Raw genomic sequence first — 15379 nt, forward strand, 5'->3', positions numbered from 1 at the left:
TCTTATTTCTCCATTTTCTTCCAGTTTTAAGGCTTTTTGTAGTTTCTCTATTTGCTGAGAAGTTAAATGATTTTTTGCTGGCATTATTCCTTTTTTTTACTTAATTCAGCTTTTTATTATACCCAATTTAAATGCTTAACAGCTTAGATGTTGGTAAATCATTTAGGGTAATTATCTACAGCTTCGCACAGACAAAATTCATACCTCTAACTGAGATTTATAACTACAGATAGATGTCAATCTATAATCGTCAATTATTGACAGTTATTCTTAATTCTTATACTATTGAAGAAATTAGTTGCAAATATTTTGCAACTTTTTTTGTGCCATTTTTGTGATTTTAAGGTGATGCCCAACAACTTGCTTCTGGGTAAAGAGCAACTATTCAGCCGTCGTCAACTGCTGAAACTGGGAATATGCGGTGCTGGGGTTGCTGGTACTGCTGCACTTTGGCATACTCTGAATGCACAAAGCAAGTCGATAGTCAAAGTCCCGCCGTTGGCAATAGCAGCAACAAGCCAAACTACAAATCCTATGCAGATGCTACGAAATTTCGATTATGGCGTAGTGAAGCAGGAGAACGGACGGACTGTCAGAGAATTTCAGTTAACTGCGGGGACTTCTGTCATTCAGCTTAATAGTGCTGTTTCCTATAATGTTTGGGATTTAAACGGTCGTATTCCAGGGCCGACGTTACGGGCGAAGCAAGGCGAACGTGTGCGGATACTATTTCTCAATAAGGCGGGACATTCTCACTCTCTACATTTTCATGGTGTTCATCCCGCAGAGATGGACGGTATTCGTCCAGTCAGCAATGGTAGTGCAGCAATTTATGAATTTGATGCAGAACCTTATGGGGTTCACTTATACCACTGCCATATTGCACCAGTGACTCGTCATATTGCCAAGGGTTTATATGGGATGTTTATTATTGATCCTCCTACGCCGCGCCCCCCGGCTGATGAGATGGTGTTAGTTATGGCTGGATATGATGTCAATGACGACAGCCACAATGAATATTATGCTTTTAACGGATTACCACATCACTTCATGGATAATCCCATCCCAATTTATCAAAATCAATTGATTCGTTTGTATGTTCTTAACATCATTGAATATGATCCGGCGGTGACTTTTCACTTACACGCCAACTTCTTTGATGTGTACCGCAGTGGAATGACGATGACTCCCAGTGAGAAGACGGATGTGATTACGATGGGTGTTGCAGAACGGCACATTTTAGAATTTGCTTTCCGCTATCCAGGTAAGTATATGTTCCATCCTCATCAAGATGCGATCGCAGAAAATGGTTGCATGGGTCAATTTGAAGTAATTGCTGATAAATCTTCGCAACCTCCTCGCAAAACTTCTTAACTAAATTCAACGAGTGAATTTACGTCAAATCAACAACAAACAGTAATGTTAGTAGCTTTATATCTCAAACATATTGAAAAAAACATTAAAATACATACAAAATTTTAATCACTAGTTGCTAAAGTATGGCATTAGCTAGAAAATGAGCATAGCTAAATCTACGACACTAAGTCATACAAGCTGTTAAAAACATGAAAAAATTTAAATACTTTTGTTTAACTATTGCTACTGCTGCAATTGTCAGCCTGAGTGCTTGTAACAACACCCCAACCGCAGAAAATCCCTCTGCGCCAGCAACCACTTCACCCTCAACAGCCCAAGTCACAGAAGCGACAACTCATAGCGGTCATGGCGGCAAAGCAAAAATTAATATTAATACAGCGATATTGTCAGAATTAGATAAATTTGAAGCAAAATTAGGTGTACCGGCTTTATCAAACAAAATTCAGGCTAGTCGTCCTTATGCTAGTCCCGAAGATTTAGTGACTAAAAAAGTAATTACCCAAGAACAGTTCGACCAAATTAAAGACCAAGTAACAGTTCAGGAAGTTGTGTTAACAGGTGAAGCCAAAGATGTTGATTATATGACCAAGTTAGGCTTAATGAAAGGACACCTGTTAGTAGCCCAAGAATTGTTAGACAAAAACCTGCCAAAACAAGCCGAACCTCATATTGGACATCCAGTTGAGGAAATTTATGTGGATGTCGAAGATCAGTTGAATGAACGCAAAGTGAAAGAATTCAAGACAACTTTGGTGAGTTTGCAAGATTTAGTCAAATCAAATCCCAAGAATGCCAAAGTTAAAACTGATTTTACTGCTTCTGTAGAATCTGTAGATGGTGCGATCGCAGTTCTACCAGAAGCGCAACGCACAAAGCCAGGATTTGTGCTTCAGGTAATTAATGGCTTGTTGGATGCTGCTAACTCTGAATATGGGGCAGCGATCGCAGATGGTAAAATAGCCGCAGCCATTGAATATCAAGACTCTCGTGGTTTTGTGGTTTATGCCGATGACTTATATAAAAGTATTTCTAGCCAAGTAGCGCAAAGTAGCCCCGATGCAAATAAAGCCATAGAAGCTAGTTTCAGTGACTTGGTAAAAGTTTGGCCTAGCGCCGTTCCTCCCGCCAAACCAGTCAAAACCCCCGTAGAAGTGACTCAGTTAATCAAAACCATTGAGCAGAATTCTCAAAAAATCATTGATAAATCAAGTACAAAAGCACAGCGATAGACTCTAAACTAACAAAAAAGTAGAGAGTCAAACGTTTAAAATAAGTGAGCTATGAGCAAATAATTAGAGATGAAACGTAAAAGTTTCCTGTGCTTCATTCCTAATTAATGACTCATCAGGCTCCATTTATATATTGCTGAACTTAACAACTGATGCAAGAACTCGACCAAACTAAGACTATAGAACTCCTCAACACCATAATGGAATTTGAGTTAGCAGGAGTAGTACGCTACACACATTATTCCTTGATGGTGACTGGCCCGAATCGTATTCCCATTGTGGCTTTTTTCAAAGCCCAAGCCAGTGAATCTTTACTTCATGCTCAACAAGTCGGGGAAATTCTCACAGGTTTAGATGGACATCCCACCCTGAGAATTGCCCCAATGGAAGAAACTTATAAGCATTCCGTCAGAGACATTTTGGCAGAAAGCTTGTCTCATGAAAAGAAAGCATTAGAATTGTACAAAACTCTCTTAGATACTGTCAGCAATGCTAGTGTCTATTTAGAAGAATTTGCCCGTGGCATGATTGGACAAGAAGAACTGCATAATCTCGAATTGAAAAAAATGCTGCGAGATTTTAGCTAATAGTTAATAGTCAATAGTCAATGGTAAAAAATTATCAACTTTCAACTTTTGACTTTAGACTATTGACTTTAGAAGATGTTTTAAAAACTATCTCGTTAGTTGCAAAACATTTTAGATTCCCCCTAAATCCAAGCCACTGAGGGATTCGGGGAACCTGTCCAACCCAGTGGCTCCCTTAAAAAGGGGAAACTTGAAGTAAATTCCCCCTTTTTAAGGCTACGGTGTACACACAAGTCGTCCAAATTACAATGAAGGCAATTTGTAGTTTTTGCTTAATTGTTTTATTTCTGCTGGGCTGGAGTGGAAATGCAATAGCTGGTGAATTATCTGAACATTTAGAAAACTTTCCTCAGTGGAAAAAATTAACTTCTGTACAGCCAGCTTCTGATGATTTAGCTTATCCTGAATGGATGGCTGGTACTTGGAAAGTGACAAGTACATTAGCAGATTTAGCAGCGCCATTAGCACCAGATATTGTTACTCCTGGCTTTGAAAGTAACCGTAAACAACTGAATCAGCCTGTAAGTTTTATTGTTAGATTTATTAAAACAAAACCATCAATAGAAACTGGTATAAAATTTATTCCACAAATCAATAATTTACCACCAGTTTTAGTAGCAGATAGAGCCTTTAATAGTTTGAATTTAGCTAAGGCTTATTTAGGTAAAGAGGCAGTATTATCTGTGAAGGTTGATCCAGATTCGCCTAATCGCCAAATTACATTGTTACGTGGAGAACGGCAATTAGTCTCGATTGTCACAGCACGGGCTATAGAAAGTATTTCCGAGTATAAATACATCACAGCAGAAGTTTTTCAACAACTATTTAAAGGCGGTTCTCGCCCTTATTTTAATTCTGTAGAATCTACAACTGCTTACCATAAATTAGTGACAAATAATCCCACAATTGAAGCAGATCAAGTTACTGCTGTTTATCTTTCTCCCCAAGATCCAGATTATTTTCGGGCGGTTTCTCAACCAGTTGCGCTTTATCGCTATCGCTTAGAATTTTTTCCTGTAGAAGATAATTATCACCCAGAAGAATGATTTGCTAAATTAGCTCTTGACTATTTTGTAATACGTATGTAGTATAGTGTTCCAAGCTCACGATCGCACTCTTGGACAGAATAGATCATGGCAACATTTCGAGATATTCTCAACTATTATCGTCCCCACTGGAAACTGAGCCTTTTCAGTATTACTGCATCGAGCATTTACGAAATTATTGATTTGATTGTCCCCTATGCGATTGGGCAGATTTTAAACGTTTTGTCTAACCAACCGTTAGATAAACCTTTACAAAGTGCGATCGCATCTATTTCTGAAGTTAGTAATTACCCAGTTGGTAAAACCCTATCTTTGGTAGTTTTACTCGGTTTAATTTTTATCGTAACGGTAGTGCGAGCGCCTACACAACCTTGGTTAACTCATTGGTTTCATTGGGATATCGCCTTAAAGTTGCGTCGCACTAAAAGTCAAACAGCTATAGAAAAAATTCTCACTCTCCCTTTAGAATTCTATGATGTAAATAATCCTGGACGCATTGCCGGCAGAGTAGCTAGAGGTATTTCCAACCACACTTGGACTTATCCAGAAATTGCCGGACAGTTGATTCCCAAATTATTACGTGTGTTGGGAATTTTTGTGTTTATCTTGTTAATTGAGTGGCGAATTGCGCTGTTATATCTGATTTCTTTTGTAGTTATCCTCGGTTTTAGTTTAAAAGATTTACAGCGAATAATCTGGCATGAAAGCCGTGTAGATAGATACGCAGAAGATACAGAAAGTCGTACATCAGAAATCATCACAAATATCAAAACAGTCAAAGCATTTGCTACAGAAAGCCAAGAACTTAAACGCCAAAATCTGCGTTTGCAAAGGGAACTGACAGTAGTTGATTATCGTATCCACAAAGGTTACGTGAAACTGGCTACTTGGCAGAGAAGCGTCATTCAGTTTTGTGTGTTTATGATTTTGGGGTTAACTTTAGCAGCCACAGTTAATGGTCGAATTTCTCTCGGTCATTTTGTGATGACCTTGACTCTTTCTAGTATGGCTTATGCTGAACTCGAACCAATTAGCACCTTAGCAGAAGTTTTTGCACGCCGCTATTCTTCAATGTTGCGGTTTCACGAATTTTTGCAAGCACCAACAGGATCAGATGCAGCTAGTTTATTAAATGCAGAAACCGAGACAGAATCACCCTATACATTTACAGGGAAATTAGAGTTCTCACAAGTGAGTTTTGGATATGATGCTAACCGTAAAGTATTACAAGACATCAACTTATTGATTGAACCTTACCAAACAGTCGCTTTAGTTGGGCGTTCTGGTTCTGGTAAATCAACTTTAGTGAAACTACTATTACGGTATTTTGAACCTCAAAATGGTCAAATTCTGATTGATGGGCGGGATATTCGTACCTTAGATGTGGGTAAGTATAGACGCAGATTGGCGATCGTTCACCAAGAGGTAGATGTTTTTAACGGCACAATTTTGGACAACCTCACCTACGGTAGAGCAAACGCCACCTTGGAAGAGGTGCAAGAAGCCTGTAAGATTGCCAGAGTTGATGAGGTACTCCAGACCCTACCCCAAGGCTATTACACCGTTGTTGGGGAACGTGGCGTGAGGCTATCTGGCGGACAAAGACAGCGCCTCGGAATTGCGAGGGCGTTGTTAGTTAAACCAGATGTGCTGATTTTTGACGAAGCTACCTCCAGCTTAGATTATGAATCAGAACGTTCCATTCAATTAGCAATGCGATCGATTCAAGGGACTTGTACCACAATTGTGATTGCTCACCGTTTGAGTACAGTCCGCGAAGCCGACAAAATTGTAGTGTTAGAAAAAGGCAGAATTGCGGAAGTTGGTAGCCACGAAGAACTACTGCGTCATGAAGGTATTTACCAACGCTTACACTCTTTACAAGAAACAGGCGAACTATTAAGTTAATCTCTAGTCGCAGTCAAAGATAGTAACCAAGGGTGGGTATGATTATCCTCACCCTACACACATCTCTGGAAACTGAGTGACATACTCCCACACTGATGCAAGCATACAGTGTGGGCTTCTCATCCAATCCAGCTATTGCTTCTCCTGACGGAGACGCTACGCGAACGGAGGCGATGAGCTTTGTTTTGAGTCCACGGAATGCCCTACCGCAGACTATGCAATTTCTTACCTTGTACCCTACAAATTTCACTGTCCTGGATGAGATGCTGGCTGTCTTGCAAAGTTTGGCGGGACGGAAACCGACACCGCCAACTTTGCGCTATTTGCTCTATCGGACAAACCCGAAGGTAATTTGTATTAATCAAGATGTGCCTACTTACTTTTATGCTGTGCAACGGAGTCGCTTACCAATGATCGCAGTGCCACTGGGCAGAGGCTTATCAGACACCAATACGGGCGAAGTTAACCAAAATAATTATACCAGAAAAACAAGGGATCATGGTGACTCCTCACCGACCCCTTGTCCTGTCAAGCCGAAGGCTGGAATTGGTTAGGGGTCAGTTCGTCGCCACCCAAAAATTCATCTCATCGCTCCTGCTGTCGCAGTGAGCGAGAGGCTTCTTTTTGTTTTAGCTAAAAACTTTTCTCGCTCCCCTTGCAGTTATGAAAATCTACTGCTAAGATAATAAATCGTGGGACATGCGGGTCGGTGTCCGAGTGGTTAATGGAGACGGACTGTAAATCCGTTGGTTTACGCCTACGCTGGTTCAAATCCAGCCCGGCCCACCTTCTCAAAGTGAAATTATGAGTTATAATGACTGAGTATTCAGCAGAGTTAACAGCATTATAGCTCATAACTCCAAAGATATGTTAAGCCCGTGTGGCTCAGTGGTAGAGCACACCCTTGGTAAGGGTGAGGTCACGAGTTCAATCCTCGTCACGGGCTTTTGATAAAACTCGCATTTGAAATTGTAGATTGCGATTGTGTATCTTTATCAGTACGCTATTTTAAGAGCTTACCGCAGATATGGCCTAGTGTGCAATCATCAGATAAGCGATCGCTAGAAACTTTAAGGTGCAAGAATTCTTACTCAAAAGACCGATTTTTATTCTTTGGGTGTGACTCTTCACTGATTACCAAATGTGTTGCTAAAGTAATAGACTTCCTAATAGGCAAGCTTCGGAAGATTGTCAAACAAATCCACATTTATAAGTTATAGGAATCCGGTTTGATTTCTGAATTTATTTGTGTAGGTAGGGAATAGGGAATGGGGAATGGGGAGTCGGGAGTAGGAAAGAAGCCTAATCTGAATGTACTGATTTTTTTCCAAATCAAATATCAGTCCTATATGTTGCCAACCCGTTATCAGTGAATATACGTATTCATGTAGATTAACTTGTTTAAATTTTAGCTATAAGTTACAGATAAATTCATCCATCTGGGAATACTAGATTGAGAAATTATCAGATAAATGTAATATGGTGAGCAATCTTGTGATTATTCCGGGATATCAACTTACACAAGAACTTTACAATGGTTCCAGAACGCTAGTTTATCGTGCAGTCAGAGACAGTGACTCAGTACCAGTAGTAATCAAACTACTGAAAAATCCTTATCCCAGTTTTAGCGAATTGTTGCTATTTCGCAATCAATACACCATTGGCAAAAATCTCAACTCACCTCTAATTATCCAAACATATAGCCTTGAGTCCCTACATAATGGCTATATGTTAGTTATGGAAGACTTTGGCGGAATTTCCCTCAAGGATTATTTTACGGAAAATCAGGGTGTTACCTCTTTAGAGGAGTTTTTAGCAATAGCGATCGCACTGTGCGACATCCTCAACCTACTCTACCACGAGCGAATTATTCATAAAGATATTAAACCCAGCAATATATTAATTAATCCTCAAACTAAGCAAGTTAAATTAATTGACTTTAGTATTGCTTCATTATTACCCAGAGAAACCCAAACTCTAGTTAACCCCAATGTTTTAGAAGGAACATTAGCTTATATCTCTCCCGAACAGACAGGGAGAATGAATCGGGGAATTGATTATCGCACAGATTTTTATTCCCTCGGTGTAACTTTTTATGAAATATTAACAGGAGAATTACCATTTGTATCTAATGATGCGATGGAATTGGTGCATTCTCATATTGCGAAAGTTCCCACACTCATACACGAAATTAATCCAGATATCCCTTCAGTTATCTCAGAAATTGTCAGTAAACTGATGGCGAAAAATGCTGAAGATAGATATCAGAGTGCGTTGGGATTGAAATTTGATTTAGAAAAATGTCTAACTCAATTAAAAGAAACTGGTGAGATTGAAAGTTTTGAAATTGCACAGCGTGATGTGTGCGATCGCTTCATCATCCCTGATAAACTTTATGGCAGAGAAACCGAAGTAAAAACTCTACTTGAAGCCTTTGAGAGAGTCAGCCAAGGCGCAACAGAAATGATGTTGGTAGCGGGTTTTTCTGGAATTGGGAAAACAGCCGTTGTTAATGAAGTGCATAAACCGATTGTTAGACAACGGGGCTATTTTATTAAAGGTAAATACGACCAATTTCAACGCAATATTCCCTTTAGTGCATTTGTGCAAGCATTTCGTGATTTAATGGGGCAATTATTGACTGAAAGTGATGTACAGATTCAGCAATGGAGAAATCAAATATTAGAGGCTGTTGGGGAAAATGGACAGGTAATTATTGAAGTTATTCCCGAATTAGAAAAAATTATTGGACAACAACCACCAGCCCCAGAACTATCAGGAACAGCCGCCGAAAATCGCTTTAACTTATTATTTCAAAAATTCACCCAAGTTTTTACTAATAAAGAACATCCCTTAGTAATATTCCTTGATGATTTGCAATGGGCTGATTCTGCATCATTAAAATTAATGCAGCTATTAATGACAGATACTGGTCATCTTTTCATCATTGGTGCATATCGTGATAACGAAGTTTACCCAGCACATCCATTAATGCTGACCTTGAGTGAAATTCAGAAAACACAGGCAACAATTAACACAATTACCTTAGCACCCTTAAGTAAAGTTGAAGTCAATAAATTAGTTGCTGACACACTTAAATGTCCAGAAGAATTGGTATGGAATTTTTCTGAATTAATCTATCGAAAAACTCAAGGTAATCCATTTTTTGTTACCCAGTTTTTGAAAGCATTACATCAAGATGGACTGGTTAAATTTGATTTTGGATTAGGCTGTTGGCAATGTGATATAGCTGAAGTCAAGGCGCAATCAGTTACAGATGATGTTGTGGCTTTTATGAGTCTGCAATTGCAAAAACTACCGCCATCAACACAAAATATATTGCAGTTAGCGGCTTGTATTGGTAATCAATTTGATTTAGCAACTTTAGCCATTGTTTCATCACAATCGGAAATTGAAACAGCAGCTTGTTTATGGAAAGCATTACAAGAAGGATTAATCTTACCAATTGGTGATGTTTATAAGTTTTATGTCGGGCAAGAAACTCAAGCATCTACTCCAGAAAATCAACAAAACGTTAATTACAAATTTCTACATGACCGAGTGCAACAAGCCGCTTATTCTCTGATTCCTGATGACCAAAAACAAACAACTCATCTACAAATTGGACGCTTACTTCAACAACGATTGTTAGAGAATGAGCAAGAAGAAAGAATCTTTGATATTGTTGGGCATTTAAATCAAGGGCTGGGATTGATCACTCAAGCAAACGATCGCCAAACCCTAGCCCAATTAAACTTTCAAGCTGGGGTAAAAGCTCAAACCGCTACTGCTTATACCGCCGCTACCGAGTATTTCCAAATTGCGATCGCCCTTTTAGAGTCCGACTGCTGGCAAACACAATATGAATTAGCCCTAAATTTGTATGTAGCAGCTGCCGAAGCCAGTTATTTAAATGGTGATTTCGAGAGCATGGAACAACAGGCTGCACTAGTATTGCAGCAGGCAAAAACGATTTTTGACAAAGTGAAGATTTTTGAAATTCAAATCGCAGCCCAAACAGCTCGCAGCCAGATGTTAGAAGCGATCGCCATCGCCAGAGATGCACTAGCAGAATTTGGCATAGATTTACCCACACAAGCAGACGAAGCAAAGATTAGCCAAGCCTTACAAGACTTGCAAGGCCAACTCAACGGCAGAGAAATCGAGTCACTCATCGACTTACCCATGATGAGTGAACCCAAAGCGATCGCAGCAATGCAATTGTTGAAAATTTTGTTTGCACCCATATTGGTTGGTAATCCGAGTTTACTACCCCTGTTGAGTGCAACAATGGTACGCTTATCGCTGCAATTTGGTAATCATCCCGCCTCAACCATAGGATATGTAATTTATGGCATGGTATTATGTGCTTTTTTTAATGAGGTGGAAGTTGGCTACAAGTTTGGTTATTTAGCTATCTCGTTACATGAAAAGTTCAATAATCAGGCTATGAAATGCCTTGTCGCCGGCATTTTTGGAGGTTTTATCCAACATCGCCAACAATCACTTTTAACAACGCTATTGACGATGAAAGAAGCCTATACAGGTTGTATGGAAACTGGGAATTTTCTCTACGCTGGCTATAATATGCAAGGTCATGCCCATATCTCATTGTTCGCTAATGTTAACTTAGATACTTTGTCTGCCGAATTACCTCCTTACAGCCTTTTTTTGACCCAAGTGAAACAGGATGCGGCTTGTATTCTAGTAAACTCAGTGCATCAAGTAGTGGAGAATTTGCAAGAAACAGTCAGCCAACCTGATAACTTGATTGGCACTTTTTACAATGAAACACTAATGTGGCCGAAGCATCAGCAGGACAACGATCTCGTGCCTATCGCTTTTGGCTATGTCTACAAACTGATGCTTGCCTACTTGTTTAGCAATTATCAGAATGCCCTTGACTATATTCACCAAATCCAGCCCTATTTTATGGCAGCAGCCGGATCTGTGCATACTGGCATTTTCCACTTTTATGCTGCCCTCACACATCTAGCACTTTTACCCAGTCAGTCGCCAACCGAGTCAGCAGACATTCTGCTTCAGATGCAAAGCCATCAAAATATTCTGCATCAATGGGCGCAACAAGCAACCATGAATCACTTGCATAAATGGTATCTAGTGGAGGCTGAACGTCATCGGGTTTTGGGTGAAAAAATCGCTGCAACTGAATTTTATGACAAGGCAATTTCTGGGGCGAAAGCTAACGAATATATCCAAGAAGAAGCACTAGCTAACGAACTCGCCGCCAAATTTTATCTTGATTGGGACAAACAGCGTATAGCTCAAGAATATATGATTGAAGCTTACTATTGTTATGCCCGTTGGGGTGCAAAAGCCAAAGTGGCCGACTTAGAAAAACGTTATCCCCAATTGTTTGCACCCATATTACAGCAAAGCCGTTCGCCTCTTTCAACTAAAGAAACTATCTTCGCTTTGGGGACTGTGACATCTACTAGTTCGGGTACATCCAGCAGCAGTGTCTCCGATACTCTCGATTTAAAAGCAATTCTCAAAGCATCTCAGACGATCTCTGGTGAAATTGAACTGGGCAAACTACTTGCATCATTACTTTCCATCATCATCGAAAATGCTGGGGCTGATAAATGCCTGTTGATGCTGTTGCAAGACAATCATCTGCTAATTCAAGGGGCAATTACCCAAGGAACAAAACCCATTGTGTTGCAAAGTCTTGCCATTGAAGACAGACAAGATATTCCCCACAAGCTGATTTATAAAGTCAAGCACAGTCAACAAACTGTTGTTTTATTGGATGCAACCGCAGATATCGCCTTTGTCAATGACCCCTATATTATCCGTCAACAGCCTCAAAGTATTTTGTGTAGCCCGATTTTGCATCAAGGTAAATTACTGGGGATTTTATATCTAGAAAATAATTTCCTAAAGGGAGCGTTCACAAGCGATCGCATCGAACTCCTGAATTTACTTTGCGCTCAAGCTGCCATTTCTCTAGAAAATGCCCAACTTTATCAACATTCTCAGGAATCAAAACAACAGCTAGAGCGATCGCTGGATGAGTTAAATTCTGCACAGATTCGCTTGCAAGCATCAGGACAACGCCTCCAGTTATTGGTACAACAAACTCCACTGGCAGTCATAGAGTGGGATACTAATTTCTGTGTTACTGACTGGAATCCAGCCGCAGAAAAAATATTTGGTTATAGCAAACAGGAAGTTTTGGGTAGTTCAGTCCAATTGATTATTCCTCCCCCGATTCAAACACAAATCAATCAGGTTACCACCGATCTTTTATTGCAGCAAGGTGGCAATTACTGTATCAATGAAAATATTACCAAGGATGGTAAAACTATTATTTGTGCTTGGTATAACAATCCGCTTGTCAATGCAGACGGTGAGTTAATTGGAGTTGCTTCCCTAGCAGATGATATTACTGAGCGCAAACTTGCCGAAGTCCAAATTCAACAAAAAGCACAAGAGCTACAAAAAGCATTACAAGATTTACAACAAGCCCAATTACAAATTATTCAAAGTGAAAAAATGTCCGCCTTGGGTAACTTAGTTGCTGGTGTCGCTCACGAAATGAATAATCCTTTAGGATTTATTGCTGCCAGTCTCAAACAAGCTAAACCCACCTTTGCCGATATTATCGAACATTTAAAAATTTATCAAGCAACTTTACCTGATAAAACTGAAGAAATCCTCGACCACGAGTCAGAAATTGACTTGGAATATACCATAGAAGACTTGCCTAAAATGCTGGATTCTATGACAATGGCTTGCGACAGATTAAAAAATATCAGCACTTCTCTACGCACTTTCTCCCGTGCTGATAGAGAATACAAAGTGCCATTTAATCTTCACGAAGGTATTGATAGTACAATTTTGATTCTCAAACATCGTCTCAAAGCTAACGAACAACGTCCAGCAATTGAAGTAATAACTAATTACGGTAATCTACCCCAAGTTGAATGTTTCCCTGGGCAATTAAATCAGGTATTCATGAATATTTTGGCTAATGCCATTGACGCATTAGAGGAATGGAGTCACGGCCGTAATTTTGAGGAAATTCAGGCTGACCCTAACTCCATTACAATTACCACATCAATAGTAGATAAATTTGTGAAAATCTCCATTACTGATAATGGTAAAGGCATGAGCGAAGAGGTAAAACGCAAAATCTTTGACCATTTATTTACAACAAAAGCTGTAGGTAAAGGTACAGGTTTAGGCTTGGCTATAGCTAAACAAATTGTCGAAGAAACCCACAGTGGTAAGTTGATTTGTAATTCTGTTGTGGGTGAAGGTACTGAGTTTGTGATGGAAATTCCAGTATTTTGAAATTTCTGAGCGTATCTGGGAATACTAACTACTGAGGTGTTGACAATAGTTTTACCTTATACCAATTCGCAATTCGCAATGACGCTCGCAGGCTCGCTAACGCTGCGCTAACGCAATTAAGAAATCTAGCTCCAGTAAGACTTTCCTGATTTCTATCTGTCGCATTCTTTTCTTAAATTGGTATTACTTGATTCAATAATACTTTTAAAAAATTCCCTCAGATACATTTTTATGAATGACGCAGATTATCAACAACGTTTAGCTGTAGCTAAAGCAGTTAAGCAATTTCGACAAAGACGAATCAACCGTCGTGAGTTCCTAAAATTTTTAGGATTGGCTGGCTTTGGTTTTAGTAGCGCCCGTTTTTTGAGTGGTTGCAGTCAGCCTTTACAAAAGCGATCGCCTACTCCAATAGAACTAGCCGATCTGCTCACCTCGGAGCAAAAACAGTTTCTTAAGGAAATTGGCAAATCTCTCAAGGGTAAAACCCTCCGGATTGTCACAGAAGATATGGCATCCTGTCAGGCGATCGCAAAGATTACCAAACAACAGTTTACTCCCTTGACGGGAATTGAAGTGGAATGGGATCTGCTTCCCCTTGATCGCGTCCTCGCCCGGATCACCCAAGACACAGCGCGACAAGCTGGGGTGCATGATATTTTCTATGTTGATCAAGCCTGGATTGGAAGGTTTATTCATGATAGCGTTAACCCCAAAAGCCTATTAGATAAAAAAGATTTTGCTTATCCCGGCTACAACTTTGACGACATCCTCAAACCCCTATTAGATAACACTGCTTCCTACAAAGGGCAATTGGGCGGGATTCCCATTGATGTTCCCATCTTTATCATGATGTATCGCCGGGATGTGTTGCAGGAGTTGGGGCTAAAAGTACCTACCACCATGTCGGAATATTTAGAAGTGGTGAAAGCCATTCATCAAGCAAAATCGCCCCAAATGTCTGGGACAACTGGGCAATGGCTACCGGGTTCCTATGCTTTGAACTGTGATATGACCTCTTGGTTATGGGCATTTGGCGGATCGGTGTTTGGTGCTGATGAACAACCTGCAATTAATGACGACAAAGCGATCGCCGGTTTGGAATACATGATGGAACTAGGGCAATATATGGCTCCCCCATCGCGCGTATCCGATTGGTATGGACAGGCGAATGCTTTCATTCCAGCAATTCTCATTTTGAAAAAAATCAGAGAAAATTCTGTTATTTAAATAGAGAACTTGTGTCGAAGCATCATTTTTTGACAAATAATTATCATCCAAAGTTGGAGATAGACAAGTTTTAAGAAATTTGTCCATGAAAAATCGAGTTGAACGAAAGTGGCTTTAGTTTGAGAGTGATAAGAAGAAAATCATGGGGTAAAAAAGGCAACCGAAAAAACGTGAGAGGAGACAGAAGAAAAGGAAGAATTAATGTGATGGGAGGATTAAGGTATTCAGATAAGAAAAGATTTGTAGAATTTATCGATAAAGGGAACGCAGATAATTTTTACAAAGTCCTAAAAATCTTTTATGAAGAAATAATTTTTGAATGGGTAGAAGCTGGTAATCAAGCTAAAGATTTTGCGGAGAAAGGAGCAAAAATAGTTATTATTCTTGATAATGCAAGTTTTCACAAAAGAGAAGAGTATATCAATAAAATTGAAGCAGAAATGCCGAATATTCATTTAGAGTTTCTCCCGGAATATAGCCCAGATTATAATTTAATTGAATTGGTCTGGCACTCGACAAAAGAATATATTGCTAATCGGCTATTTAAATCAATTGAAGACCTAGAATATTTATAGCGTTTACCAGTCTAATGAAGTACACTAATTAAAATAAATCAGTGTATCTACTCAAGGGTAAAAATGAAACCATATTCCCTCGACTTTCGCCAAAAAATAGTTGATAC

8 protein-coding genes, 2 tRNA genes and 1 pseudogene are annotated in these 15379 nt (G+C 39.5%); all 11 read left to right on the plus strand.

Annotation, left to right across the window (positions count from 1 at the left end; all coding sequences use genetic code 11):
- Positions 1-348 precede the first annotated feature (348 nt).
- The gene (locus H6G28_RS35005; protein WP_190591544.1) at positions 349-1374 is read left to right on the plus strand and encodes a multicopper oxidase domain-containing protein; all 1026 of its coding nucleotides are present in this window, start codon (positions 349-351) and stop codon (positions 1372-1374) included.
- 191 nt (positions 1375-1565) lie between these two features.
- Positions 1566-2606: a ComEA family DNA-binding protein gene (locus H6G28_RS35010; RefSeq protein ID WP_190677782.1), complete on the plus strand. Its 1041-nt coding sequence runs from the start codon at positions 1566-1568 to the stop codon at positions 2604-2606.
- A gap of 152 nt (positions 2607-2758) precedes the next feature.
- Complete coding sequence (locus H6G28_RS35015; RefSeq protein WP_190591546.1) at positions 2759-3193, plus strand: ferritin-like domain-containing protein; 435 nt, start codon at positions 2759-2761, stop codon at positions 3191-3193.
- Between the two features lie 248 nt (positions 3194-3441).
- Positions 3442-4239 carry a DUF6816 family protein gene (locus H6G28_RS35020; protein ID WP_190677783.1) on the plus strand — a complete coding sequence of 266 codons (798 nt, stop codon included), beginning with the start codon at positions 3442-3444 and terminating at the stop codon, positions 4237-4239.
- 87 nt (positions 4240-4326) lie between these two features.
- The gene (locus tag H6G28_RS35025; RefSeq protein WP_190677784.1) at positions 4327-6147 is read left to right on the plus strand and encodes an ABC transporter ATP-binding protein; all 1821 of its coding nucleotides are present in this window, start codon (positions 4327-4329) and stop codon (positions 6145-6147) included.
- 95 nt (positions 6148-6242) lie between these two features.
- Positions 6243-6701, plus strand: a complete 459-nt coding sequence (locus H6G28_RS35030; protein ID WP_190677790.1) for a hypothetical protein — start codon at positions 6243-6245, stop codon at positions 6699-6701.
- 149 nt (positions 6702-6850) lie between these two features.
- A tRNA-Tyr gene (locus tag H6G28_RS35035) sits at positions 6851-6933 on the plus strand.
- 88 nt (positions 6934-7021) lie between these two features.
- Positions 7022-7093 (plus strand) — tRNA-Thr (locus tag H6G28_RS35040).
- A 533-nt stretch (positions 7094-7626) separates the two neighbouring features.
- Positions 7627-13467: an ATP-binding sensor histidine kinase gene (locus H6G28_RS35045; RefSeq protein ID WP_190677786.1), complete on the plus strand. Its 5841-nt coding sequence runs from the start codon at positions 7627-7629 to the stop codon at positions 13465-13467.
- Between the two features lie 231 nt (positions 13468-13698).
- Complete coding sequence (locus H6G28_RS35050; protein ID WP_190677788.1) at positions 13699-14697, plus strand: ABC transporter substrate-binding protein; 999 nt, start codon at positions 13699-13701, stop codon at positions 14695-14697.
- A 101-nt stretch (positions 14698-14798) separates the two neighbouring features.
- Positions 14799-15263: pseudogene (locus H6G28_RS35055) on the plus strand (IS630 family transposase); the annotation flags it as partial.
- Positions 15264-15379 lie beyond the last annotated feature (116 nt).

The sequence above is a fragment of the Nostoc sp. FACHB-190 genome (assembly GCF_014696905.1).
Classification (GTDB): Bacteria; Cyanobacteriota; Cyanobacteriia; order Cyanobacteriales; family Nostocaceae; genus Nostoc_B.